The following is a 23,805-nucleotide window of genomic DNA, read 5'->3' as shown; positions in this document are numbered from 1 at the left end:
AAACCCGGCTTTTTTGCCGGGTTTTTTATTGCGCTTAACGAACGCGCGGCGCGCGCTTTTTCGCCGGTGCCGCAGCGGCGCTCTTGCCGTTGCTGCGCTGGTGCACAATCGGCGTGTGTTTGGTCAGTGCCGGGCGCGACTGGCGATTCTGCCGGCGTGCTTCGCGCATCTCATCCATCGTCGGCGCAGGCACCAGACAATCACGGCGTGAACCGATCAGATGTTTTTTGCCCATCGCTTCCAGCGCTTCGCGCAGCAGCGGCCAGTTCGCCGGATCGTGGTAACGCAGCAGCGCTTTATGCAGACGACGCTGTTTATCCCCTTTCGGCACCACCACTTCCTCGCTCTTGTAGTCGATTTTCGACAGCGGGTTTTTGCCGGTGTAATACATGGTGGTTGAGTTAGCCAGCGGCGAAGGATAGAAGTTCTGCACCTGGTCGAGACGGAAACGGTGGCGTTTCAGCCACAGCGCCAGGTTCACCATATCCTCATCACGCGTGCCCGGGTGCGCCGAGATAAAGTACGGGATCAGATACTGCTCCTTACCCGCCTCTTTCGAATAGGTATCGAACAGCTGTTTAAAGCGATCGTAGCTGCCCATGCCCGGCTTCATCATTTTCGACAGCGGCCCCTCTTCGGTATGCTCAGGGGCGATCTTCAGGTAACCACCAACGTGGTGCGTCGCCAGTTCCTTCACATAACGCGGATCTTCCACCGCCAGATCGTAACGCACACCAGAGGCAATCAGGATCTTCTTGATACCTTTCAGGCTACGCGCACGGCGATAAAGATCGATAGTCGGCTGATGGTTGGTGTCCATGTGCGGACAGATATCCGGATAAACACAGGAGAGACGACGGCAGGTTTGCTCCGCGCGCGGCGATTTGCAGCGCAACATATACATGTTGGCCGTCGGGCCGCCCAGATCGGAAATCACGCCGGTAAAACCTGGCACCGAATCACGGATCGCTTCGATTTCATTGATAATCGAATCTTCAGAGCGGCTCTGAATAATGCGCCCTTCATGCTCGGTGATGGAACAGAAAGAGCAACCGCCAAAACAGCCGCGCATGATGTTGATCGAAAAGCGGATCATCTCGTACGCCGGAATACGGCTCTTACCGTATGACGGATGCGGCACGCGCTGGTACGGCAGTGCAAAAACGCTGTCCATCTCTTCAGTGGAGAGCGGAATCGCTGGCGGGTTGATCCAGATATAACGATCGCCATGCTTTTGTAACAGCGCACGGGCGCAACCGGGGTTAGTTTCATGATGCAAAATACGCGACGCATGCGCGTAGAGCACCTTGTCGCTTTTTACCTTCTCGTAGGAAGGCAACAGCACGTAGGTTTTCTCCCACGGTTTCGGGCGCGGCGGCTGAACGGTGACGCGCTTCACTTCCTGTGCCTGCGGTGCGACCGGTTTATTATCCGCGCACGGCAGATCTTCACCATAAGGATGCGGGATCGGATCGATTTTGCCCGGCGTATCCAGACGGGTGGAATCCACCCCGCTCCAGCCCGGCAACGCTTCCTTAACTATGATCGCCGTGTTGCGAACATCGCGGATCTCCGCGATCGGTTCTCCGGCGGCAAGGCGGTGCGCCACTTCAACCAGCGGGCGTTCACCGTTGCCGAACATCAGCATGTCCGCTTTGGCATCGATCAACACCGAGCGGCGCACGGTATCAGACCAGTAATCGTAATGCGCGGTACGTCGCAAGCTGGCTTCAATACCGCCAAGGATCACCGGCACATCTTTCCACGCCTCTTTGCAGCGCTGAGTATACACCAGCGTGGCGCGATCCGGACGTTTACCGGCAACGTTATCTGCCGTGTAGGCATCGTCGTGGCGCAGCTTACGATCGGCGGTATAGCGGTTGATCATCGAGTCCATGTTTCCGGCGGTTACGCCGAAGAACAGGTTTGGTTTGCCCAGACGCATAAAGTCGTCTTTGCTGTTCCAGTCCGGCTGCGAAATGATGCCGACGCGGAAACCCTGCGCTTCCAGCATACGGCCGCAAATCGCCATGCCGAAGCTCGGGTGATCGACATACGCATCGCCGGTAACCAGAATAATGTCGCAGCTATCCCAGCCAAGTTGATCCATCTCTTCGCGCGTCATCGGCAAAAAAGGCGCAGGGCCGAAGCAGGCCGCCCAGTACTGGGGCCAGGAGAAAAGGTCACGATCCGGCTGGATCAGGGATATTGCGCTCATTTTGCTTCCAAAATTGGTAAAAAAATAATCAAAGGCCGGCGATTATACGCCGGATTGTAGCGGGAAATGAAGGAGTATTACGCGCTTGTTTCCGGTGCCCAAAAAGCTCAGGAAACATAAGCCTGATAAGTGCTTTATCAGGCTGTGGAATTTACGCCGACGGGTTGACCAGCAGTTGCCCCACCGAGCCACGATCGGCCATTTCCAGCGTCTGGCTCTGGAACTGAAAAGGAAAGTGCGGCCATGAAGGCTGACCAAACCACACCAGCAGTTCAACCTTCCCGTCGATCCACACCGTGTCTTTCCAGCCCCGATCTTCCGGGAACGGCAGCGCGCCGTTCACGTTGCGCACGAGGAACATTACGCCTTCAATGTGGAACGACTGCGGCATTTCTGCGCGCACGGTCCAGCGTTCCCATGTCCCTTGCTGTGTGGTGATATCAATACGCTGCGTGTCCCACAATTGACCGTTAATGCCCGGATCGCTGCCCAACGTAATATCGCGGCTGCGCGTCGGCGTGCCGGCCAGGACATCGGACGGCAGCAGACGCATCGGCAGCGTATCAGTTACCAGCGGCAGCAGCCCGGTCGGACGCAGCGTCAGCACCAGCGTAGAGATTAAAATGCTGGACGGCTCAAAAATGCCGCGCAGTCTGTCCATCAAACTCGCCGCCTCACCGCAGGTGATCGACACTTCATCGCCGTTGGTCATATCCACCAGCACTTCGCGACGCTCGCCGGGCGCCAGCGACAGTTGTTTCACGGAAACGGGCGCAGGTAGAAACCCCTGATCGCCCGCAATCACATGCAGCGCGCGGCCATCGCTCATTTGCAACTGATAGCGGCGGGAGTTGGAGGCATTCAGTAAGCGCAGGCGCACCCACCCGCGCGAAACTTCAACATACGGGCTTTGCGCGCCGTTCACCATCAGGGTATCGCCGACAAATCCGCCGCTCCCCGGCTCGCTGTACTCCGGCGTACCGAAGTTATCCAGCCTTTTGTCCTGAATAATGACCGGAAAATCATCCACGCCGTAGTGGTTCGGCACCGGCAGCGATTTGCTGATTTCATCTTCCACCAGCCACATACCGGCAAGGCCGCTGTAAACCTGTTGAGCGCTGCGGTTCGGCGTGTTGGCGTGATACCACAGCGTCGCCGCGCTCTGGCGGATCGGCAGCACCGGCGCCCAGTCGTTGTTCGCCGTCATCATCCGCGCGGCACCGCCCATTAGCGGGCCTGGCACCTGCAAACCGCTGACGGTCATGGCGACATTCTCCGCCAGCCGGTTACTGTAAATCAGCTTAACGTCGTCACCGTTCCAGACGCGAATGGTCGGCCCCAGATAACGCCCATTAATGCCGGAAACCTGCGCGCGGGTACCGGTAGCAAATGACCAGTGCGCGCGTTGCAGCGTCATAAATAGCGGCTGGCCGCGTCGCGATTCCAGTAGAGGAGGAACCGGCAGCGGGGGTTGCTGCCCGGCAGCATTTGCCCTCAGCGGCACCGCGCCTGCACAAAGCGCAACTCCTGATGCCTGAAGAAACTGACGCCGACTGAGTGACATATTTGCTCCGTGTAAAACTAACTCAATACGCCGAAAGCGATACCGCCGCCGGACTTGCTTTGTGACGAAAGATTAAACCCGGCCGGCTGCTTCGCGTTCGGCAACTTCTTTATCAAGCTCTTCAATCTTCTTTGCCATCAGATCATGGCAGTGCATCGCCAACTGGCGAACCTGATCTTTACCAAACTGCGCCACATCAATAGGCGGCAGCATCTCAACAATCGCCAGCCCGTTGCGCAGGCGGTTAAGGTTGATTTTGTTAGAGGTGGTAGAAACACAAACCGGGATAATCGGCACGCCCGCCGCAATCGCCGCGTGAAATGCGCCGGTTTTAAACGGCAGCAGACCGCGTCCACGGCTACGGGTGCCTTCCGGGAACATCCAGACAGAGATATTGCGTTTCTGGATCTGTTTCACCACCTGAGCAATGGTGCCGTGCGCTTTCGCACGGTTATCACGGTCGATCAGCAGGTTGCCAGCCAGCCAGTAAAGCTGGCCGAAAAACGGGATCCACAGCAGGCTCTTTTTGCCCACCGTCACCGTTGGCGGCAGCACAATGCTGGACGCCGTAACCATATCGTAGTTGTTCTGGTGGTTGGCGATGTAAATCGCGTTACCGAATTTCTCAGCGCCCGGCGGCAGGCGAGTTTCTACTTTCAGCCCAAGTACCGGCGCAAGCCGACCAAACATATGGCCGAACGTGGCGACATGCTTAGGATTACGCGGACTGAACAGACAGTAGATTGACCCGAATACGCACACCAGAATGGAGTAAATAACAACGATGATTACACGAAAAATGAATAGCATAGCGACCTCTGAAGCCCATACCTTTGAGCATAATATCCATGCCTGCAATGATGCTAAAACAGGCTGTGCCACCAATGACCATTACCTGGTCTGGACTTTTTGTTATGCGGCCTTTAAAACAACGTATTGTTAATCGCAATGCACGAATAAACAACGCTTTTACGGGAAATTTTACGTGTACATGCGCCCCTCCAGGAAGGAGAGGCGCACACTTTAGGAAGATTATTCTTCGCTATCGCCTACCGTCGGACGGGAAGGTGCATCAATCTCCACGCGGTCGATTTTCTGCAAGCCGCGCATCAACGTACCGCGGCGTCCGCGCTCGCCCTGCACTTTCTGCAACTCTTCCGGACGCAGTTTGATTTTACGTTTGCCGACGTGGATGGTCAGCGTGCTGAGCGGCGGCAGCAAATAGAGATGCGCCAGACTATCAACACCTTTCGCCGCATCCGCCGACGGAATGCCAATGATCTTGTTGCCTTTGCCTTTCGACAACTGCGGCAACTCGCTCACCGGGAACATCAGCATACGCCCTGCGGTGGTGATGGCCAGCAGCATATCGTCATCGTTGTCGATCGCCAGCGGCGGCATCACTTTCGCCCCATCCGGCAGGCTGATCAGCGTTTTACCGGCGCGGTTGCGCGCCACTAAATCGTTGAAGGTGCAGACAAAGCCGTAACCAGCATCGGAAGCCATCAGCAACTTCTGATCGTCGTTACTCATGATCATATGCTCAACCGTCGCGCCCGGCGGCAGCGTCAGCTTACCGGTTAACGGTTCGCCCTGGCCGCGCGCAGACGGCAGCGTAATCGGATCGATAGCGTAACTGCGCCCGGTGGTATCAATAAACACCACGGGCTGGTTGCTCTTACCTTTCACCGACGCCTTCCAGCTGTCTCCGGCTTTGTAGCTCAGACCCTGCGCATCGATGTCATGGCCTTTGGCGCTGCGCACCCAGCCCATTTGCGACAGCACAATGGTAACCGGCTCGGACGGCTGCATGTCATGCTCGTTCATCGCTTTCGCTTCTTCACGCTCATGCAGCGGCGAACGGCGATCGTCGCCAAATGCTGTGGCATCAGCCTGCAGCTCTTTCTTCAGCAGATTGTCCATCTTGCGCTCGGAAGCCAGAATCGCCTGCAACTGATCGCGCTCTTTTTCCAGATCGTTTTGCTCACCGCGAATTTTCATCTCTTCCAGTTTGGCGAGATGACGCAGTTTTAACTCAAGGATCGCTTCCGCCTGCGTTTCACTGATGCCAAAACGCGACATCAACGCCGGTTTCGGATCATCTTCAGTACGGATAATTTCGATCACTTCGTCGATATTGAGAAACGCCACCAACAAACCTTCAAGGATATGCAGGCGTTTAAGCACTTTCTCCAGACGATGGTTCAGACGGCGACGTACGGTATCGCGGCGGAACGCCAGCCATTCGGTAAGGATCTCCAGCAGGTTTTTCACCGCCGGGCGACCATCCAGACCGATCATGTTCAGGTTAATGCGATAGCTCTTTTCCAGATCGGTGGTGGCGAACAGGTGATTCATCACCTGCTCCATATCCACGCGATTAGAGCGCGGCACAATCACCAGACGCGTCGGGTTTTCATGATCCGACTCGTCACGCAGATCATCGACCATCGGCAGCTTTTTATTGCGCATCTGGGCGGCAATCTGCTCCAGCACGCGCGCGCCGGAAACCTGATGCGGCAGCGCCGTGATCACTACTGCGCCATCCTCTTTTTTCCACACCGCGCGCATGCGCACCGAGCCGCGACCGTTCTGGTAAATTTTACGAATTTCAGCGCGGGAGGTGATGATCTCTGCTTCAGTCGGATAATCCGGCCCCTGCACAATATCCAGCAGTTGATCGAGCGTGGTTTTCGGCTGTTCAATCAGGGCGATGGCGGCATTCGCCACTTCACGCAGGTTGTGCGGCGGAATGTCTGTCGCCATCCCAACCGCAATACCGGTAGTGCCGTTCAGCAGGATGTTCGGCAACCGTGCAGGCAGCATTTTCGGCTCCTGCAACGTACCATCGAAGTTCGGCACCCAGTCAACGGTGCCCTGGCCCAGTTCACTGAGCAGCAGTTCGGCGTATTTCGACAGGCGGGATTCGGTATAACGCATGGCGGCGAAGGATTTCGGATCGTCCGGCGCGCCCCAGTTGCCCTGGCCATCCACCAGCGGATAGCGGTAGGAGAACGGCTGCGCCATCAGCACCATCGCTTCGTAACAGGCGCTATCGCCGTGCGGATGGTATTTACCCAATACATCGCCGACCGTACGGGCGGATTTTTTAAACTTCGCGCTGGCGTTCAACCCCAGCTCTGACATTGCGTAAACGATGCGGCGCTGAACCGGTTTCAGGCCATCACCGATAAACGGCAACGCACGATCCATGATGACGTACATGGAGTAGTTCAGGTATGCGTTTTCCGTAAATTCATGCAGCGCAAGGCGCTCTGCCATATCGCTCATTAATCGAGATTCCTCAACGTATGCGGCCGCCTGTGCGGCGGCAATATTGCCGCAGATACTACCTTATCTGCGGCGAAGAGTCATAGCGATGAGCGATTTTTCGCGCACAACAGGCGCTTACTGAGTGACTTTGCGAATCTCTTTGACGTCGATTTCCACTGAATTCCAGTCTTTATCGACTTCGCCCTGAATTTCGACCACATCCTGTGGCCCGACCGTCACGCCATTCCAGCGTTTACGGTTGATATCGACATTGATGGTGCCGGTTGCATCCTTAAATAAATAAGTATCGTCAGAGAGGCGCTCGACAATGTTGCCACGCAGCGTAACCCAGGCATCGTCACGCAGCGACTTAGCGCTTTCGACGGTCGCTTTGCTGCTGTCCGGGCCGGTAAATCCACCGCTCTGCTGCGCAGATCCCGGACCGGTAAAGCCCCCCTGATTTGCCGCGAAAGCGGGGGCGGAACACAGTGCAATAGCGGCGATAATTGCAGAAATCTTCTTCATCTTTTCTCTCCCTTTTCCTGTGGTTTCCGCTCATTTAACCTGCAACTTCTTAACAACTTCTTAAGGGGAGAAAAGAAAAATTTCCGCTGTACATTACTTGTCGCAAACGGTTTAACTGCGTGAAAGTCGAGTGAGAAAGGAGGCGATGTGCGCATTTTATTGATTGAAGATGACCCGCTCATCGGCGATGGCATCAAAGCCGGGCTGAGCAAAAAAGGATTTAGCGTTGACTGGTTCAGCGATGGCAAGCAGGGCCAGGCCGCGTTATTTGCCGCGCCTTACGATGCGGTGATCCTGGATTTAACGCTGCCAGGCATTGACGGGCTGGATATTCTTCGCCACTGGCGCAGCCAAAAACGCAGCGAACCGGTATTAATCCTCACCGCCCGCGATGCCATTGACCAGCGTGTCGAAGGTTTGCGCCTGGGCGCGGATGATTATCTGTGCAAACCTTTTGCGCTGGTCGAAGTCGCCGCCCGGCTGGAAGTGCTTATTCGCCGCACCCACGGGCAGACGCAAAGCGTGCTGCGACACGGCCCGGTAACCCTTGATCCTGTCAGCCTGATTGCCACGCTTGAGGGCGAAACGCTGGTGTTAAAGCCGAAAGAGTTTGCCCTGCTGGAGCTGTTGCTGCGCAACGCCGGACGCGTGTTGCCGCGTAAATTAATCGAAGAAAAACTCTATAACTGGGACGATGAAGTCTCCAGCAACGCGGTTGAAGTGCATGTCCACCACTTGCGGCGCAAGCTCGGTAGCGCGTTTATCCGCACCGTTCATGGCATCGGTTATACGCTGGGAGACGCATGAAAATTGCCCGTCCACTGAGTCTGCGTCTGCGCCTGACCCTACTCTTCTTTCTGCTGGCTATGGCGGCCTGGCTGTGCGCCAGCCTGGTGGCCTGGGATCAGACGCGTTCAAAGCTCGATAAATTGTTTGATACGCAGCAAATGTTGTTTGCCAAACGCTTAAGCGTGATGGAATTTAAACAGCTTAAAAATCCCGCGCCGCAGATCGCCAGCAAGAAGATCAAACACGGTCATCTGGACGATGACGCGCTGGCATTCGCCATCTATTCAACCGACGGCAAAATGCTGCTGCACGACGGCGAAAACGGCAAAGAGATCCCTTACAGCTACCGGCGCGAAGGTTTTGATAATGGTCATTTGCGCGATGATGACGAACGCTGGCGTTTTCTCTGGCTGACCGCACCGGACAATACCTTCCGCATTGTGGTCGGCCAGGAGTGGGAATATCGCCAGGAGATGGCACTGGAGATCATTACCTCCCAGCTCACGCCCTGGCTGGTGGCCCTGCCATTAATGCTGATCTTACTGATCGTGCTGCTGAGTATTGAATTGCGGCCACTGAAAAAACTGGCGCTGGCACTGCGGCATCGCGCGCCGGATCTCGCTCAACCACTCAATACGCAAGGCGTGCCCAGCGAGGTGCGGCCGCTAGTCGATGCGCTGAATCAGCTTTTTGCCCGCACGCACACCATGATGCTGCGCGAGCGGCGCTTCACCTCAGATGCCGCGCATGAGCTGCGTAGCCCGCTGGCGGCGCTGAAAGTACAAACCGAAGTGGCGCAGCTTTCCGATGACGACCCCGAAGCGCTGCAAAAGGCGCTCTCCCAGCTGCATCGCGGTATTGATCGCGCTACACGCCTGGTTGATCAGTTACTCACCTTATCAAGGCTGGATTCGCTGGATAATCTGGCGGATATCGAAACCGTTGCGCTGGAGAACGTATTGCAATCGGCCATCATGGATATTTATCACCCGGCGCAACAAGCGGGTATTGAAGTGCGTTTACATCTGAATACGCCCTCCGTCAGCCGCGAAGGCCAGCCGCTGTTGCTCAGCCTGCTGATCCGCAATCTGCTGGATAATGCGATCCGCTACAGCCCGCCGGGAAGCACGGTGGATGTCACGCTCGATAGCCACTCACTGACCGTGCGGGATAACGGCCCCGGCATGAGCGATGAGATGCAAAAGCGCGCCGGTGAGCGTTTCTACCGCCCGCCAGGGCAAAGCGCCACCGGCAGCGGGCTCGGTTTGTCGATTGTTAAACGCATCGCCAGGCTGCATCACATGTCGGTTTCCTTCAGCAATCATCCTGAGGGAGGCTTTGTCGCGCAAATAACGTGGTAACGCGATTATTGCCCCCAACGTAAAAGTCTTTGCACTTTTTGCCAATTTTTCCGTGCCGATGTTCAGGGTAACATTGCCGTCATTCGATTTTGATTGAGGACATCCCATGAGCAATATTCTGATTATCAACGGTGCGAAAAAATTCGCGCACTCTAATGGTCAACTGAACGACACCCTGACCGAAGTCGCGGAAAGCTATCTGCGCGACCTCGGACATGATGTTAAAACCGTGCGTACCGACGGCGAGTACGACATCAAGGCGGAAGTGCAGAACTTCCTGTGGGCCGACACCATTATCTGGCAGATGCCGGGCTGGTGGATGGGCGCGCCGTGGACGGTGAAGAAATATATGGATGACGTGTTCACCGAAGGTCACGGTTCACTGTACGCCAGCGATGGCCGTACCCGTTCCGATGCCTCCAAAAAATACGGTTCCGGCGGTCTGATTCAGGGCAAAACCTATATGCTGTCGCTGACCTGGAATGCGCCGATGGAAGCGTTCACCGAGAAAGATCAGTTCTTCCACGGTGTCGGCGTTGATGGTGTTTACCTGCCGTTCCACAAAGCGAATCAGTTCCTCGGCATGGAAGCGCTGCCGACCTTTATCACCAATGACGTGATTAAAATGCCTGACGTGCCGCGCTATATCGCAGAATATCGCAAGCATCTGGCGGAGATTTTTGCTTAACTGTGTAGCTGGACTTAGAAGGAGTTAGCCAATTATGTTGACAGTTATTGCCGAAATCCGTACCCGTCCCGGGCAGCATCATCGCCAGGCGGTGCTCGATCAGTTCGCGAAAATCGTTCCTGTTGTGTTGCAGGAAGAGGGTTGTCACGGCTATGAGCCGCTGGTCGATCACGCTGCGGGCGTTAGTTTCCAGGCTACTGCGCCGGATTCCATTATGATGGTGGAGCTGTGGGAAAGCGTGGCGCATCTTGAAGCGCACCTGCAAACGCCGCACATGAAAGCGTGGAGCGAAGCGGTCAAAAGCGACGTGCTGGAAACGCATATCCGCATTCTGCAAGCGGGTCTTTGAGCATGCGACCCTCACCGCACGGCGAGGGGAAGTGACGAAAGCCGGATAAGCGCAGCCGCTATCCGGCATTTTTATTTCTACCAGTACAGTTTCCAGCTCTGCGAAAAGCGCGCCAGCGCCTCCACATAGAAGTAATCCCCCCAGCTACAGCACTCATCCACCCCTTTATTGCCCGACAGATGGTAGACCGAATGTTTCAGCAGCCCGGTCGTGGCTTCATTTTTCCCGGCCAGGTAGTGCTTACCCAGCGACGACATAATGCGCATCGCCCATTGTTGATAGCGCGCGCGATCGGGATCGGTCACCGGCAGATGTTTAATCATTTCCAGCAAGCCGCACACCGCAATCGCCGCCGAAGAGGAGTCACGCAGCGCATCGCTGCCCACCAGCGCCAGATCCCAGTGGCACACCGCATCTTCCGGTAGACGGTTGAGGAAGTAATTCGCCAGCCGTTTCGACAGCGCCACCATCTCTTTATCACCGGTGTAAATAAAGCTCAGCAGGAAACCATAAATCCCCCACGCCTGGCCGCGCGACCAGCAGGAGTCATCGGCATACCCCTGCTGCGTGTTGCCATAGCACGGTGCGCCCGTTTGCACGTCCATATAATACGTGTGAAAAGTGGAAGCATCTTCACGGATCAGGTATTTCGCCGCTTGCTGTACATGTGCCTGCGCAGCCTGGGCAAAGCGCCGATCCCCGGTCTGCTCACTGGCCCAGTAAAGCAGCGGCAGATTCATGTTGCAGTCGATAATCATGCGCCCGGCCTGCTCAGGATCCTGCAAATCGCCCCACGCCTGGATGATCTGCGCTTTCTCGTGAAAGCGTTCCAGCAGTGCTTCGGCAGCCAGCAGGGCAAACCCGCGCGCCTCATGATTGCTGGTCAGACGCCAGGCCGCCACGCAGGAGAGCGTATATAAGAAGCCCAGATCGTGTGTGTTGGTATCGTGACGTCCGGCAATGCGCAGACCAAACGAGCGCACGTGGCGCTCCGCCATCGCACGGAAACCGTCATCGCCGCTCATCTCCCACGCCAGCCACAATTGCCCGGTCCAGAAGCTGGTGGTCCACTCAACATTTTCGGTCAGCGGATAATACCCCTGGACGCAGGTTTCGGCGGGGAATTTATCACCGAAATCCGTTAAATGACGGCGAATCAGTTCAAGGGTATGCGCACGCGCGGAATCCAGTTCATCTTTAAACGACTGCACATCCATCGGCGTGCCCGGATAATCGCGTAACGTTTCCTCAACGATTTTACTTAACATATTTCGGTTCCTTGTTGTTACAGAAAATAAGATCAGCGCGCTGCATTATCGCGGGCAATATCTAATGGTCCATGTTGTCGCCATTTGCTCTGGCAGGCAGACAAGGTAAATAACGAAATAAAAGTAAAGCTCAGTGCAATACAGCCCATAATGATGTAGGTATTTTCAAAGCCGATACGGTCATATAATATTCCGGCCGGAGAAGAGACCACCACATTACCGACATACAGCATGGCCTGATAACCTAATAAATACATGGTGGCGTTAACCCGCTTATCAAAATGCTCGGCGATATATTTAAATACCGACACCAACAGCAGGCAGATTTCCAGACCGTACAGCGGTTTTAATACCGAAATCAGCAGATGCGATTCGCACAGCCCGGAAATAATCAGCCGCGCGCCCACTACCAACCCGACAATCAGCAACCCGCGCTTTGCACCGATAAAATTAACGAACAGCGGGATCACCATATACATGACAAATTCCATGCCGGACTGCACCGTGCCCAGGTAACCAAACACCGCGTTGCCCTGGTGGATATCCGTAAAGAAGGTGACAAAGTAGCGGGAGAACTGCTGTTCCGCGATAAACATCATCCACGCCACGCCTGCAACATACAGGCAGAAAGCCCAGAATTTGCGGTTACGCAGCAGCGCGTAAACATCCGCTGGCACGATTTTCTCTTTCGTCAGCACATCGCTGGCGTGAGCGGAGTGGACATTCACTTTCAGGCTCAGTAGAACCACCAGCATGATCAGCGAGGCAACAGAACCCATGATGAAGTTATAAGCTGGCGAGAGGTTAAACAGCAGGCCGGAAAACGACGATGCAACAGCCCAGCCGAGCGATCCCCACATGCGGATTTGCCCGAACTCCATGCCGTTTAAGCGACTGTAACGATCGGTATAGGATTCGCAGGCAGCAACCCCGGCATACCAGGCAAAACTTAAATAAATCGCGCCGACAATAATGCCCACTAAGGTATTGGAAATAAGTAGCGGTTGATACACGTAGATAAAAAATGGTGCCATCAGCGCAGACATCAGCACAACAAAATAGAGCAAATATTTGCTCATGCCGATTTTATCCAGGATATAACCATATATTGGTTTCAGGATCACTGAAAATATCCCATTAATAGCAAATACAGTACCAATTACCGTTCCGCTAAGATTGGCTTTTTGCCCCAACCAGATAGCCAGCAAACCAATACTGGCGGACCAGGTAAAAAAGTAGAGAAATATAAAGCTGCTGATTTTGTAATACTCTGCTTTATTATTAATGGCTATTCTTTCCATACTATCCTCGACGAAAGCATGTAGGGTTCAGAGATATTTACCCGGCCGCAGCCGGGCGTTTAATTAAAATGTAATGACGATTTTTTCCTGCGCGGGCGAATGGATCACCAGCGCATCTTCTTCTATGGATAATTGCGGTAAGTGCGAATGAAACACCTGCTCTGTCACGGCCGCCTGCACCGCACAGGCCAGCCATTGCCGGCCCGGCATTATCGTGCCGCGCAGCACAGGAATGGAGGCGCAAGGAGCAAACATAATGCTGCTGTTCGGCGGCGTTACCACGCTGTCAGCTTCCCGCGGATTATCAGCCAGCAGTTCGAAAATACCGCTGACGCCATTTTCCGCCGCTACCAGGCTGCCGTTTTGCTCATGACGATGCGGGGCTTTCAGCACCGCAAAACCGCCCTCGACGCTCTGTAAATGGCGTTGTGAATCAATGCGATGCACGCGTAAATGCCAGTTTTCACAGGGAATAAGCCACGTCGAGATCTGCACGTCATGCCACGGTGACCAGCAGGAGAAAATCGCCTGTGGGCTGACCACAACCTCGTCACATTCGCGGCGGCCGCGGAAGTAGTTATCACCTTCACTGAGTAACAGCATCGAATCACAGGCCGCATGCTTGATGCCATAGCGCCCACGTTCAATGGTGAAACCGAACCGGCTGGAGTAGGCAAATTTGGTGTATTTCGCCTCGGTATTGACGTAGTTGTTCAGTTCCAACTGACCGGACGTCAGCATCCAGACATGCCGTGATTGATCGGTATGCACGAGGATCTGCCCCGCCGGCGGAATAACGCGCTGTGGAGCCAGCGCGGGGAGCGGCAGCTCTTCCGATCGCCAGAAGGTATGGGATTCCGGCAGCGCAAGGATCAAAAAGACTTTCAGCGCCCAGTAGGGCGAGCCCGGCGAGTTGTAGTCTTCGCACATCGCCAGGTTCGGATAAGCAAAACCGAGCGTCAGGATGCCGTCGCGATCGAAAATCGGCTGCCGTAGCCACCAGCGCAAATGGCGCAGGATCAGCCCTTTCACCACGCCGGGTGAAAAGACCTCCAGCCCGGAGAACGCCACCGCGCTCCAGAAAGCCACCATCGCAAAACGGTAGGTCAGGCTGCGGCCAAACGGCACGGACTCCCCTTCTGCCGCCGACATATAGATAAAGTCCTGTGCAAACAGGCTGGTTCGCTGGCGGATAATCGCCGCGCGTTCTGCATCCTCTTCCCCATTCAGCGTGGCGTAGATCAGGCCATAGAAATGGAACGCCATCGAAATGTAGTAATCCTTTGGTCGGCCAGGACCATCGGAATACCAGCCGTCGCCAAGGTAATAGGCATCCATCAGGTGAAAACGGTGTGCGATAGCTGCTGGCTCCCAGGGTAATCCGGCGCGTTTAAACCCCAGTTGCACCATGATGGCAAAGAAATTCCAGTTACTGTCGGGCATCTCAGCATCGGTGATTTGATTAAGCCACTGATGCAGATTATCGGCCTCAGTCTCGCTGAATTTCACCGCCAGCTTATCGCCGAGTAACGCCAGCCCCAGACCGTAAGCGGCCATCTCCACCAGCCGCTGATCGTACGGCCCTGTTTTCCCCCAGAAACCGGCACATTGTGGATCGGTACCGCGCTTAATGGCCGTCAGATATTTATCGCTGAACGTTTCCACATCGCCGCCCGCCATCAACGGAAACAACCCCCACAACGCGCGGGACAGCCCCTCCATTTCGGCAATATCTACGCTGTAATGCGCGCTGGTTGCTCCCAGCGAAAATCGCGCTGCGCCCTGTGGAAACTGCTTATCCAGCGCGTCCAGCATCTGCGTCAACGCGCAGGCTACCTCCGCGCGGGATGACAATGGATTTGAGGTTTTCACTTCCGCCGCCTGCATAGGTTTCTCTCCCGTATCGTGTGGCAGAAGCATAGTGAATCGCCAGGAAGGGGAAATGTTAGCTCTGTCACACCGCCAAGCTTTAGCTGAACCCGTTGTTGAGGAAATTTAAAACTGTGGTTTATAAATAGCGACATCGGGGCAAAAGTTGAGTTTGGTTGCACTATGGCAGACAACTGGCAAACAGAGAGACTGGAACTGATCACCCTCAACGATGCGGTTGCATCGTTCAGCCGCCTGTTTGCCAATACGGTGCGCTATCACCACTGGCATCAGTGCCTGGAAGTGCTGTACGTCGAGGAGGGGTTTGGCGTGGTGATCGTCGATAACCGCCAGTACACCATGCGCCCTGGACGGCTGTTTTTCTTTCCACCGCTCACCATCCATAAAGTGATGGTCGATGAGCAGGCGCAGGCGAGTTATCGCCGCACTATCATTCATGTTGATCACCACGCGATCCTCCGTTATTTCCGCGATTTTCCGCACAATCACAGCCGTTTGCAGCGACTTTCTCAGCGCGGCGGCGCGGCGGTGGTGATGGATGCAGCAACTATTCACGCCCATATCGACCATCTGTTCAGCGGCTACGCCAGGCTGGCCGCCAGCGCGAAACTGAACGGCGAACAAGTCGCCTGCCTGTTGTTGAATTTGCTAAGTATGTTGCCGGAAGAGAGTGAGAAATTGCCGGAAGAAGGTTGCGGCATTGCCACGCCAGTGATGTTCTGGCTGGAAGAGAACTACCAGCAAAAATTCAGCCTGGAAAAGCTGGCGCAGGAGCTGGGGAAATCGCGCAGCTACATCTCGCGCCGCTTCCATGAAGAAACCGGCGAGCCGATTAATCACTATCTCAACACCATTCGCCTGCGCAAAGCCTGCGACTATCTGCTGCACAGCCCGCACAGCATTCGCGACATCGCCGCACTGGTGGGATTTTCTGACGTCACCTGGTTTATTAGCGCTTTCAGGAAAGGTATCGGTGAAACACCGCTGCAATACCGTAAAAATCACGTGTCGCAACGGCGCTGACTGTTGCCCGTGGCGCGCTTTTGCTATGGTGAGGCACTGATAATTCTGCGGAAAAAGACGTATGGAACGGCTGGATTGCGATCGCATGTTTGTGGCGGTGATGGAAACGGGTAGCTTTACCGGTGCGGCGCTACGCTGCGGTACCAGCCACGGCCAGGCGTCAAAACTCATCTCCCGCCTGGAACAGGAGTTGGGCGTTAATCTGCTGCGACGCAGCACCCGCTCGTTGACGCCAACCGAAGTGGGGCTGGCCTATTACGACCGTATCCGCCAGTTGTTGATTGATTACGATGCGCTTAACGATGCAGTGCGCAATATCGCCAATGCCCCCTCTGGTTTGCTGCGCATCTCTGCGCCCGTCACGTTTGGTACTTCCCAGCTCACGCCGCATCTGGTGGCGTTTGCCCGTCACTACCCGGAAATCGAACTGGATGTCAGCTTTGCCGACCGGCGGGTCAACGTGGTGGATGAAGGGTTCGATGTTGCCCTGCGCATCGGCGCGCTTTCCGACAGCAGCTTGGTGGCCCGCCGCCTGTGCGCAATCCGCAATGTGGTGGTTGCCTCGCCGGATTACCTTGCCCGACAGGGTGAGCCCACGCACTGGCAGCAGCTTGAGCAACACAGCCTGATTGTGGATACCAACTTCCGCGATCCCTGGCACTGGCCTTTTCTCGATGAGCACAAACAACAGCATCTTCAGCCGGTGCGCGGACATATTAAATTTTCCAACGCTGAAGTGTGCCTTGAAGCCGCCTGCGCCGGCCTGGGCATAGCGCGCATTCCGGTGTTTGTCGCCGGTAAAGCGTTGAAAGAGCAGCGCGTAAAACCGGTGCTTACTGCCTATGAAGCCCCGCCGCTGGCGTTGTTCGCCGTTTATCCGCCCGCTCGTTACCTGGCGCAGAAATCCCGCGTGCTGATCGATTTTCTGGTGGAGGTTTTCTCGCTGCAGCCGGAATGGGAACAGGGATGGTGATAATTTCCAAAATGGAAATAAACATCCCTGTTTTACGCGGATAATTTTCCGGCTGGAAAGACTTTACACTCCTCTCATCAACTGACTGAGAGGAACACCACCATGTTTGACCAACGCACAACCCCCTATGCCGCACTGATTATGCGCCTGGCGCTCGGTATTCTGTTTCTGGCGCACTTTAGTCTGAAATTTTTCGCCTTCACCCCAGCGGGCACCGCGAAGTTCTTCGCTTCGCTCGGTCTGCCAGGCTGGCTGGCGTATGTCACCATGGCGGTTGAACTGGTAGGGGCGATTGCCCTGATCCTCGGTGTTTACGCACGTATTGTGGCGATTGTGCTGATCCCGATTCTGCTCGGCGCGATCTTCACCGTTCATGGCCCGGCCGGTTTCTTCTTTACTAACCCGAACGGCGGTTGGGAGTTCCCGGCCTTCTGGATTGTTGGTCTGTTAACACTGGCGCTGACGGGCGACGGCAAATTTGCCCTGAAGCCCACCCCGGTAAAAGGCTAACGGAGGCAGCATGCTGATTGAGGGTAAATGGACGGCCGACTGGCACCCGGTTCAGGCCACCGACGAGAAAGGCGGTTTTGTTCGCCAGACCTCCAGCTTTCGCCACTGGGTGACCCCGGACGGGGCGCCCGGTATCACCGGCGAAGGCGGATTTATCGCCGAACCTGGCCGCTACCATCTGTATGTGGCGCTCATTTGCCCCTGGGCCTCGCGCACGCTGATTGCCCGCAAGCTGAAAGGGCTGGAATCGGTGATCAGCGTGTCAGTGGTTGAACCGTGGCTGCTGGATGAAGGCTGGCACTTTGGCGACTACCCAGGCGCCGACCGTGACACACTGAATCAGGCCGAATGGCTGCACCAGCTCTATACCCGCGCCGACCCGCGCTTTACCGGGCGCGCAACGGTGCCGGTGCTGTGGGATAAGCAAACCCACACCATCGTCAATAACGAGTCGGCCGACATTGTCCGTATGCTGAACAGCGGCTTTGGTTCGCTGGCAAATAACGCGGTCGATCTCTATCCGGCGCACCTGCACGATGAGATCGACCAGTTGAATGCGGAGATCTACCCGAACCTCAATAACGGGGTCTATCGCGCAGGTTTTGCCACCACCCAGGTGAGTTACGAAGAAGCGGTGAACGATGTGTTCAGCCAGCTTGATAAGCTGGAAAACCACCTCGTCCAGCGCACGTTCCTGTGCGGCACGCAGCTTACCGAGGCAGATATTCGCCTGTTCGTCACGCTGGTTCGCTTCGATACGGCTTACCACGGATTGTTTAAATGCAATCTTCGTAAGCTGACGGAGTATCCGCATCTGGATCGCTATCTGCGCGAGATGCTGGCAGTTCCTGGTATTCGCGAGACGGTGAATATTGACCATATCAAGCAGGGTTATTACTCGATTAAAGCCCTCAACCCCAATGGTATTGTTCCACAAGGGCCGGATTTACGCGCTTACGGGCTGTGACAGGAAGCGATAATGAAAAAATTGATTGTGCTGTTGCATGGCGTCGGTAGCCGTGGCTCGGATTTGCAAGGTCTGGGGAAATACTGGTCGCAAACTCTCGACGATGTGATTATCGCCACGCCGGACGGGCCGTCGCCTTTTGATATGGGGCCGGGTTTCCAGTGGTTCAGCGTTAACGGCATCACCGATGAAACGCGCGCCGCACGCATTGCCGAAGCCCGCAGTGCCTTTAACGCCACCATTAATGGCCTGCTGGAGAAACACGATGTGCAGCCCGGGCGAGACAAGCTGGTGCTGAGCGGTTTTTCGCAAGGAGCGATTATGTCGCTGGATGCGTTGGTCAACGCCCGGTGGCCGCTGGCAGCGGTGGTGGCGTTTTCCGGTCGTCTGGCCTCGGCACAGCCATGGCAGCCTGCGCCGCACACGCCGGTGCTGCTGGTGCATGGAGCGAGCGATCCGGTGATTCACTATCAGCAGAGCCAGCACGCTGCCGAACTGCTTGGCGCGGCGGGTGTCGATGTTGATACCTATTTTGAGCCTGGCGTGCCGCACACCATTACGGCGAACGGCGCGATGAAAGCAGCGAACTTCCTGCTGCCGCTGCTTAACCGCGTAGATTAAGAGACAAAAAGGGATGCCGCCCGGCATCCCTTGTCTTACGCCACCAGTTGCTGCATGACTTTGATAAACGCAGCTGTCACCTGTTCTTCCTGCGCGTGACGCCCCGCTTCAATCACCCAGCGTCCTCCGGTCATCACCCTTTTTATCGGGTTCGTCGAACAGGCGAAAATCCAGCGATTCAGACGTTCACGATCGCCTGCGGCAGCAAGGAAAGGATCGCGGCTGTCGAGCAACAGCATATCCGCGCGATGGCCGGTCGCCAGTTGACCAATCGCCTGCCCCAGCGCGCGGCGTCCGCCCTGCAATGCGCCCTGATACAGCACATTACCGATATAAGGTTCATCCGGCAGATGAAGCAAGTTGCGCCGCCGTTTGTTTAACCGCTGCCCGTACTCAAACCAGCGCAAATCCTCGCTGACGCTGACGCTGATATGGCTGTCGGAGCCAATCCCCCAGCGCCCCTGCTGCGCAAGATAGTCCGGCCCCGGGAAAATACCGTCGCCAAGATTGGCTTCAGTGGTCAGGCAGAGGCCCGCCACTGCGCCGGAAGCGGCAATCTGTTGGGTTTCCTGCGGCGTAAGGTGCGTGGCGTGAATCAAACACCACTGCTCATCCACCGGCATATGCTGGTAAAGCCACTCTACCGGACGCAGCCCGGACCAAGCCACGCAGTCATCGACCTCTTTTTGCTGCTCGGCAATATGAATATGCACCGGCTGCGCTTGCAGGCAGGCGTTGAGCACGCGCTGCATCTGCTCCGGCGTAACGGCCCGTAGCGAGTGGAAGCACAGCCCGGTACGCTGCATCGGCTCAGCGGCAAGCTGCGACGTCAGCGCCTCATGTAGCGCGAGATAGCCTTCCGTATCGTGAATAAAGCGGCTCTGCCCGGCGGTCGCTGGCTGCCCGCCAAATCCGGAGAAGCTGTAAAGCACCGGCAGTAACGTCAGGCCAATGCCCGCCGTTTTTGCCGCTTGCGAAATACGCAACGCCAGCTCGGCAGGCTGGGCATAAGGTTTTCCGCCGCGATCGTGGTGCAAATAGTGAAACTCGGCAACCGAGGTATAACCAGCTTTCAGCATTTCGATGTACAGATAGCTGGCGATGGTTTCCAGCTGCTCGGGGGTGATTTTATCCACCAGCCGGTACATCAAATCGCGCCATGTCCAGAAGCTGTCTGCTGGATCGCCCACCACTTCGGTCAGCCCGGCCATTGCGCGCTGAAAGGCGTGCGAATGCAGGTTTGGCATGCCCGGCACCAGGAAACCGTCCAGGCGAATCGTATTGTCGTCTGGCTGACTACCGCTTTCCAGCGCGGTGATGATGCCCTGTGCGGAAACCGTAATGCGGACATTCTCCGCCCAGCCCTGCGGCAACAATGCTTTTGCCGCGAAATATACCGTCATATATCCCCTCACCGCCTGCCGTTATTTAAGATGTATATACATGTTTATATATATACATCCAATTGTGCGTAGAGTAAACTTCAACGGTCATCCGGCCGAGGAAAGGGTTAATGGAGCAAAGCGAAATTTTTAAAGCAGCCGCAAGCGAGACGCATCTCGATCAGCCCGCCCCTTTTTATGAAAGGGTGAAGAGCATGATCAAAACCAATATCCACAGCGGTGCCTGGCCGGTGAACTACCGTGTGCCTTCCGAAAGCGAGCTGGTCAGTCAGTTTGGCTATAGCCGGATGACGATTAACCGCGCGCTGCGTGAACTGACCGCCGAAGGGCTGCTGGTGCGCATGCAGGGCGTGGGCACCTTTGTCGCCGAAGTGCGCGGACAGTCGGCGCTGCTGGAAATTAACAACATTGCCGATGAGATTGCCAGCCGCGGCCATCGCCATCACGCCAGAGTGCTGGAGCTGACCCAACTGCATGCAGATGCCCAGCAAGCGCTGGCTTTTAATCTGCCGAAAGGCAGCCGCCTGTTCCATTCGCTAATTTGCCATTATGAAAACGGCGTTCCGGTGATGCTGGAAGACAGGCTGGTGAATGCGCTGATTGTGCCGGACTATCTGCAACAGGATTTCACCCGTATCACCCCGAATGCCTATCTCTCTTCCATCGCGCCGATTGTCGAGGGCGAGCATATAATCGAAGCCGTGAACGTGCCCCGCAGCGAGTGCGTTTATCTGGAAATTGATGAGCACACCCCCTGCCTGCAAGTGAACCGCCGCACCTGGACCGGTCGTCAGGACAAAAAAATCGTCACCAGCGTGCGCCTGGTCTATCCTGGTTCGCGCTACCGCCTGGAAGGAAGCATGCGCAAATGAAGCGCCTACCTTATAGCGGCTACGCTGAGATGCGCTGGAAAAATGGCCTGGGCGTCACCCGTGAAGTGTGCCGTTTTCCCGCCAGCGAACAGTATGACTGGCGTATATCGGTTGCAACGATCCACGAAGACGGTGCGTTCTCACGTTTCTCCGGTTACCTGCGGAATATCAGCGTGCTGGAAGGCGAAGGTATGTTTCTGACGGTTGATGACCAGCGCAGCGCGTTAATTCCACCGTTTCAGGCGACGGATTTCAACGGCGACAGCGAGGTGTTTTGCGGGGTTGTCGGCGGGCCGTTACTCGATTTCAACGTGATTTATCGCCGTGAAACCACTCAGGCAACAGTGCGCTGGCTGCGCGATGGCGCATGGCAACATCAACAGGGAACAATGCTGCTGTTCAATGCCGGGAATTTACTTGATGTTATCGTCGAGGGTGAACGCCATACTCTGCAACATTACGACAGCCTGCTAATTGATAACCCGGCGACGGTTGCCGTCCACGCAGGCAGCGACACGCTTTTCGCCTGCGTGACGCTGACATCCCGTTAACGCCCGCTAAACTGCGGCGTCTGCCTGTTCTGAAACGCCGCCAGTCCGGCGGCACGATCCTCACTATCGGCAATCAACGCCGAGAGCGCCCGCTCATAAGCCACTCCCGCACTTAATGGCATTTCGTAGCTGGCCAGCACCGCTTTTTTGATCATCGCGGCCGCCAGCGGCGCGGCTTTGGCGATTTGTCGCGCGACGCTTAGCGCCTGCGTTTCCAGTTCGTCAGGCTGAACCAACTGGCTAATCAGCCCCGCCTGGCGCGCCTCCTCGCCATTGATGCGTCTGGCACAAAGCAGCATCTCCATCGCCAGTGATTTCCCTACCGCACGCACCAGCCGCTGGGTGCCTCCGGCGCCGGGAATAATGCCGATGTGGCTTTCCGGTAACCCAAACTGTGCCGTGGTGTCGGCAATAATAATGTCGCACAGCAGCGCCAGCTCCAGCCCACCGCCGAGCGCATAACCTGAAACGGCAGCAATCACTGGTTTTTCGATGGCGGCAATGCGATCCCATTTCTCGCTAAAACCGCTGCGCCATAAAGTGATGGCGGAAGCCGACGCCAGCGTGCCGGTATCTGCCCCGGCGGAGAAGGCCTTCGGGCCGCCCAACAGCACAATGGCACGCACCTGCGGATCCTGCTCAAGCTGCTGAAGCGTGGTGACCAGCGCATCCAGCATCTCTGCGGTCAGGGCGTTATATTTCTGCGGGCGGTTCAGCGTCACCACGGCGACGGCATCTTCATGACGGCACACAACATCACTCATCGTCTGTACCCCTTGCCGTCAGGCTGGTGACGATCGCTTCACGGTGACGCATTGCCGCCGCCGCGCTTTGCCCGTCCCAGCAATAAAAGCCTTCCCCGCTTTTCACCCCCAGTTGTTTCGCGGCGACTTTCTCCAGCAGCCAGGGCGGCAGCGTCGTGCTGTTATCCAGCGCGGGCAGCAATATCCCGGCGACTTTCTCAACCGTATCCAGCCCGGCGAAATCCATCAGTTTCATTGGCCCCATCGCCGCCCAGCGCGGTGCCAGCGTACGCTGCACTGCACGGTCAACATCCTCAACCGAGCCAATCCCGGCGCTCACCAGGTAGAGCGCCTCGCGCAGCATGGCGTATTGCAGACGGTTGATAATAAAGCCCGGAATGTCCTGATTCACGGTGATGGTCTCTTTACCAAGCTGTGCGCACAAATCGCGAACGCGCTGGCAAACGTCGTCGGCAGTTTTCTCGCCACGCACAATTTCAATCATCGGCATGGTATCCGCCGGGTTAAACCAGTGCATACCAATCAGCCGCTGCGGGTTACTGAGTACCGATGCCAGCTGCGTGATGGAGACGCTGGAAGTATTGGTCGTCAGCAGGCAGTCAGCGGAAACCTGTGGCTCAATGAGGCTGAACAGATGCTGTTTGAGCGCCACCTCTTCCGCCACGTTTTCCGACACCATATCCGCGCCCGCCAGGCAGCTTTCCAGCGACGTGCTGTACTGCACATCGGCCTGGGCGACCCGCGATTCAACGATCGCCTGAGCTTTATCCAGCGTTTCCTGCGAGCGGGAATAGAGACTGACGCGATAACCCGCGCGGGCCATGACGACAGCAATGCGTGCGCCCATGGTTCCGGCGCCAATCACCGCCACTTTATTAATTTGCGACATGCTGTT

Annotated in this window: 21 protein-coding genes and 1 pseudogene; 11 read left to right on the top strand and 11 right to left on the bottom strand. The window is 56.1% G+C overall.

Annotated features, from left to right (window positions below):
• Positions 1 to 34: 34 nt before the first annotated feature.
• The 5 genes and pseudogenes from DK872_RS10905 to DK872_RS10885 all read right to left on the bottom strand — a co-directional run bounded on the left by DK872_RS10905 (position 35) and on the right by DK872_RS10885 (position 7,580).
• Positions 35 to 2,286: pseudogene (locus DK872_RS10905) on the bottom strand (YgiQ family radical SAM protein).
• An 83-nt stretch (positions 2,287 to 2,369) separates the two neighbouring features.
• On the bottom strand, positions 2,370 to 3,782 hold the full coding sequence (gene ftsP, locus DK872_RS10900) for a cell division protein FtsP (RefSeq protein ID WP_035889661.1): 1,413 nt from the start codon (positions 3,780 to 3,782) through the stop codon (positions 2,370 to 2,372).
• Positions 3,783 to 3,854: 72 nt separating this feature from the next.
• Positions 3,855 to 4,592 (bottom strand): 1-acylglycerol-3-phosphate O-acyltransferase, encoded by a 738-nt coding sequence (locus DK872_RS10895; protein WP_035889663.1) that lies wholly within the window; start codon positions 4,590 to 4,592, stop codon positions 3,855 to 3,857.
• Positions 4,593 to 4,814: 222 nt separating this feature from the next.
• Complete coding sequence (parC, locus tag DK872_RS10890) at positions 4,815 to 7,073, bottom strand: DNA topoisomerase IV subunit A (RefSeq protein ID WP_007370120.1); 2,259 nt, start codon at positions 7,071 to 7,073, stop codon at positions 4,815 to 4,817.
• A gap of 117 nt (positions 7,074 to 7,190) precedes the next feature.
• A complete protein-coding gene (locus DK872_RS10885) occupies positions 7,191 to 7,580 on the bottom strand; it encodes a YgiW/YdeI family stress tolerance OB fold protein (protein WP_007370119.1) in 390 nt (129 codons plus the stop codon).
• Positions 7,581 to 7,727: 147 nt separating this feature from the next.
• Between DK872_RS10885 and qseB the strand changes: the two genes are divergently transcribed.
• The 4 genes from qseB to DK872_RS10865 all read left to right on the top strand — a co-directional run bounded on the left by qseB (position 7,728) and on the right by DK872_RS10865 (position 10,767).
• Entirely contained in the window at positions 7,728 to 8,387 is a 660-nt protein-coding gene (qseB, locus tag DK872_RS10880) for a quorum sensing response regulator transcription factor QseB (protein WP_161518353.1), read from the top strand.
• Positions 8,384 to 9,730: a quorum sensing histidine kinase QseC gene (gene qseC / locus DK872_RS10875; RefSeq protein WP_161518352.1), complete on the top strand. Its 1,347-nt coding sequence runs from the start codon at positions 8,384 to 8,386 to the stop codon at positions 9,728 to 9,730. Before qseB ends, qseC begins: the two co-directional genes overlap by 4 nt.
• A gap of 106 nt (positions 9,731 to 9,836) precedes the next feature.
• Positions 9,837 to 10,418, top strand: a complete 582-nt coding sequence (locus DK872_RS10870) for an NAD(P)H-dependent oxidoreductase (RefSeq protein WP_007370116.1) — start codon at positions 9,837 to 9,839, stop codon at positions 10,416 to 10,418.
• Positions 10,419 to 10,452: 34 nt separating this feature from the next.
• The gene (locus tag DK872_RS10865; protein WP_007370115.1) at positions 10,453 to 10,767 is read left to right on the top strand and encodes a putative quinol monooxygenase; all 315 of its coding nucleotides are present in this window, start codon (positions 10,453 to 10,455) and stop codon (positions 10,765 to 10,767) included.
• Positions 10,768 to 10,844: 77 nt separating this feature from the next.
• Here the strand turns inward: DK872_RS10865 and DK872_RS10860 are convergent, their stop codons facing one another.
• The 3 genes from DK872_RS10860 to DK872_RS10850 form a co-directional block, all read right to left on the bottom strand.
• The gene (locus tag DK872_RS10860) at positions 10,845 to 12,035 is read right to left on the bottom strand and encodes a glycoside hydrolase family 88 protein (RefSeq protein WP_161518351.1); all 1,191 of its coding nucleotides are present in this window, start codon (positions 12,033 to 12,035) and stop codon (positions 10,845 to 10,847) included.
• Between the two features lie 32 nt (positions 12,036 to 12,067).
• Positions 12,068 to 13,336, bottom strand: a complete 1,269-nt coding sequence (locus DK872_RS10855; protein ID WP_007370113.1) for an oligosaccharide MFS transporter — start codon at positions 13,334 to 13,336, stop codon at positions 12,068 to 12,070.
• A 63-nt stretch (positions 13,337 to 13,399) separates the two neighbouring features.
• Entirely contained in the window at positions 13,400 to 15,223 is a 1,824-nt protein-coding gene (locus DK872_RS10850) for a DUF2264 domain-containing protein (protein WP_161518402.1), read from the bottom strand.
• Positions 15,224 to 15,388: 165 nt separating this feature from the next.
• Between DK872_RS10850 and DK872_RS10845 the strand changes: the two genes are divergently transcribed.
• From DK872_RS10845 to DK872_RS10825, 5 genes are all read left to right on the top strand, one after another.
• Positions 15,389 to 16,249, top strand: coding sequence for an AraC family transcriptional regulator (locus tag DK872_RS10845; RefSeq protein WP_107147008.1), 861 nt, complete (start codon positions 15,389 to 15,391; stop codon positions 16,247 to 16,249).
• Between the two features lie 61 nt (positions 16,250 to 16,310).
• On the top strand, positions 16,311 to 17,222 hold the full coding sequence (locus tag DK872_RS10840; protein WP_161518350.1) for a LysR family transcriptional regulator: 912 nt from the start codon (positions 16,311 to 16,313) through the stop codon (positions 17,220 to 17,222).
• A 102-nt stretch (positions 17,223 to 17,324) separates the two neighbouring features.
• On the top strand, positions 17,325 to 17,732 hold the full coding sequence (locus tag DK872_RS10835; RefSeq protein ID WP_007370109.1) for a DoxX family protein: 408 nt from the start codon (positions 17,325 to 17,327) through the stop codon (positions 17,730 to 17,732).
• Positions 17,733 to 17,742: 10 nt separating this feature from the next.
• The gene (locus DK872_RS10830; protein WP_007370108.1) at positions 17,743 to 18,699 is read left to right on the top strand and encodes a glutathione S-transferase family protein; all 957 of its coding nucleotides are present in this window, start codon (positions 17,743 to 17,745) and stop codon (positions 18,697 to 18,699) included.
• Positions 18,700 to 18,711: 12 nt separating this feature from the next.
• A complete protein-coding gene (locus DK872_RS10825; RefSeq protein ID WP_007370107.1) occupies positions 18,712 to 19,320 on the top strand; it encodes an alpha/beta hydrolase in 609 nt (202 codons plus the stop codon).
• Between the two features lie 35 nt (positions 19,321 to 19,355).
• On the opposite strand, the gene DK872_RS10820 is transcribed toward DK872_RS10825, so the two are convergent.
• Complete coding sequence (locus DK872_RS10820) at positions 19,356 to 20,723, bottom strand: formimidoylglutamate deiminase (protein ID WP_007370106.1); 1,368 nt, start codon at positions 20,721 to 20,723, stop codon at positions 19,356 to 19,358.
• Positions 20,724 to 20,833: 110 nt separating this feature from the next.
• Between DK872_RS10820 and hutC the strand changes: the two genes are divergently transcribed.
• Positions 20,834 to 21,595, top strand: a complete 762-nt coding sequence (gene hutC, locus DK872_RS10815; RefSeq protein ID WP_007370105.1) for a histidine utilization repressor — start codon at positions 20,834 to 20,836, stop codon at positions 21,593 to 21,595.
• A complete protein-coding gene (locus tag DK872_RS10810; RefSeq protein WP_035889676.1) occupies positions 21,592 to 22,146 on the top strand; it encodes a HutD family protein in 555 nt (184 codons plus the stop codon). Before hutC ends, DK872_RS10810 begins: the two co-directional genes overlap by 4 nt.
• Here the strand turns inward: DK872_RS10810 and DK872_RS10805 are convergent.
• Complete coding sequence (locus DK872_RS10805; RefSeq protein ID WP_035942036.1) at positions 22,143 to 22,910, bottom strand: enoyl-CoA hydratase-related protein; 768 nt, start codon at positions 22,908 to 22,910, stop codon at positions 22,143 to 22,145. The genes DK872_RS10810 and DK872_RS10805 overlap by 4 nt on opposite strands.
• Positions 22,903 to 23,799 (bottom strand): 3-hydroxyacyl-CoA dehydrogenase family protein, encoded by an 897-nt coding sequence (locus DK872_RS10800; protein ID WP_107147012.1) that lies wholly within the window; start codon positions 23,797 to 23,799, stop codon positions 22,903 to 22,905. The genes DK872_RS10805 and DK872_RS10800 overlap by 8 nt, the downstream gene beginning before the upstream one ends.
• Between the last annotated feature and the right edge of the window lie 6 nt (positions 23,800 to 23,805).

The organism is Kosakonia sp. MH5 (assembly GCF_009935945.1).
Lineage (GTDB): Bacteria > Pseudomonadota > Gammaproteobacteria > Enterobacterales > Enterobacteriaceae > Kosakonia > Kosakonia radicincitans.
This window is presented reverse-complemented; position numbering and strand designations above follow the sequence as displayed.

Excerpts from the sequence above, each read along its gene's own strand:
- ftsP (WP_035889661.1), bottom strand. The coding sequence starts at position 3,782 with ATGTCACTCAGTCGGCGTCAGTTTCTTCAGGCATCAGGAGTTGCGCTT.
- DK872_RS10895 (WP_035889663.1), bottom strand. The coding sequence starts at position 4,592 with ATGCTATTCATTTTTCGTGTAATCATCGTTGTTATTTACTCCATTCTG.
- parC (WP_007370120.1), bottom strand. The coding sequence starts at position 7,073 with ATGAGCGATATGGCAGAGCGCCTTGCGCTGCATGAATTTACGGAAAAC.
- DK872_RS10885 (WP_007370119.1), bottom strand. The coding sequence starts at position 7,580 with ATGAAGAAGATTTCTGCAATTATCGCCGCTATTGCACTGTGTTCCGCC.
- qseC (WP_161518352.1), top strand. The coding sequence starts at position 8,384 with ATGAAAATTGCCCGTCCACTGAGTCTGCGTCTGCGCCTGACCCTACTC.
- DK872_RS10870 (WP_007370116.1), top strand. The coding sequence starts at position 9,837 with ATGAGCAATATTCTGATTATCAACGGTGCGAAAAAATTCGCGCACTCT.
- DK872_RS10865 (WP_007370115.1), top strand. The coding sequence starts at position 10,453 with ATGTTGACAGTTATTGCCGAAATCCGTACCCGTCCCGGGCAGCATCAT.
- DK872_RS10860 (WP_161518351.1), bottom strand. The coding sequence starts at position 12,035 with ATGTTAAGTAAAATCGTTGAGGAAACGTTACGCGATTATCCGGGCACG.
- DK872_RS10855 (WP_007370113.1), bottom strand. The coding sequence starts at position 13,336 with ATGGAAAGAATAGCCATTAATAATAAAGCAGAGTATTACAAAATCAGC.
- DK872_RS10850 (WP_161518402.1), bottom strand. The coding sequence starts at position 15,223 with ATGCAGGCGGCGGAAGTGAAAACCTCAAATCCATTGTCATCCCGCGCG.
- DK872_RS10845 (WP_107147008.1), top strand. The coding sequence starts at position 15,389 with ATGGCAGACAACTGGCAAACAGAGAGACTGGAACTGATCACCCTCAAC.
- DK872_RS10840 (WP_161518350.1), top strand. The coding sequence starts at position 16,311 with ATGGAACGGCTGGATTGCGATCGCATGTTTGTGGCGGTGATGGAAACG.
- DK872_RS10835 (WP_007370109.1), top strand. The coding sequence starts at position 17,325 with ATGTTTGACCAACGCACAACCCCCTATGCCGCACTGATTATGCGCCTG.
- DK872_RS10830 (WP_007370108.1), top strand. The coding sequence starts at position 17,743 with ATGCTGATTGAGGGTAAATGGACGGCCGACTGGCACCCGGTTCAGGCC.
- DK872_RS10825 (WP_007370107.1), top strand. The coding sequence starts at position 18,712 with ATGAAAAAATTGATTGTGCTGTTGCATGGCGTCGGTAGCCGTGGCTCG.
- DK872_RS10820 (WP_007370106.1), bottom strand. The coding sequence starts at position 20,723 with ATGACGGTATATTTCGCGGCAAAAGCATTGTTGCCGCAGGGCTGGGCG.
- hutC (WP_007370105.1), top strand. The coding sequence starts at position 20,834 with ATGGAGCAAAGCGAAATTTTTAAAGCAGCCGCAAGCGAGACGCATCTC.
- DK872_RS10810 (WP_035889676.1), top strand. The coding sequence starts at position 21,592 with ATGAAGCGCCTACCTTATAGCGGCTACGCTGAGATGCGCTGGAAAAAT.
- DK872_RS10805 (WP_035942036.1), bottom strand. The coding sequence starts at position 22,910 with ATGAGTGATGTTGTGTGCCGTCATGAAGATGCCGTCGCCGTGGTGACG.
- DK872_RS10800 (WP_107147012.1), bottom strand. The coding sequence starts at position 23,799 with ATGTCGCAAATTAATAAAGTGGCGGTGATTGGCGCCGGAACCATGGGC.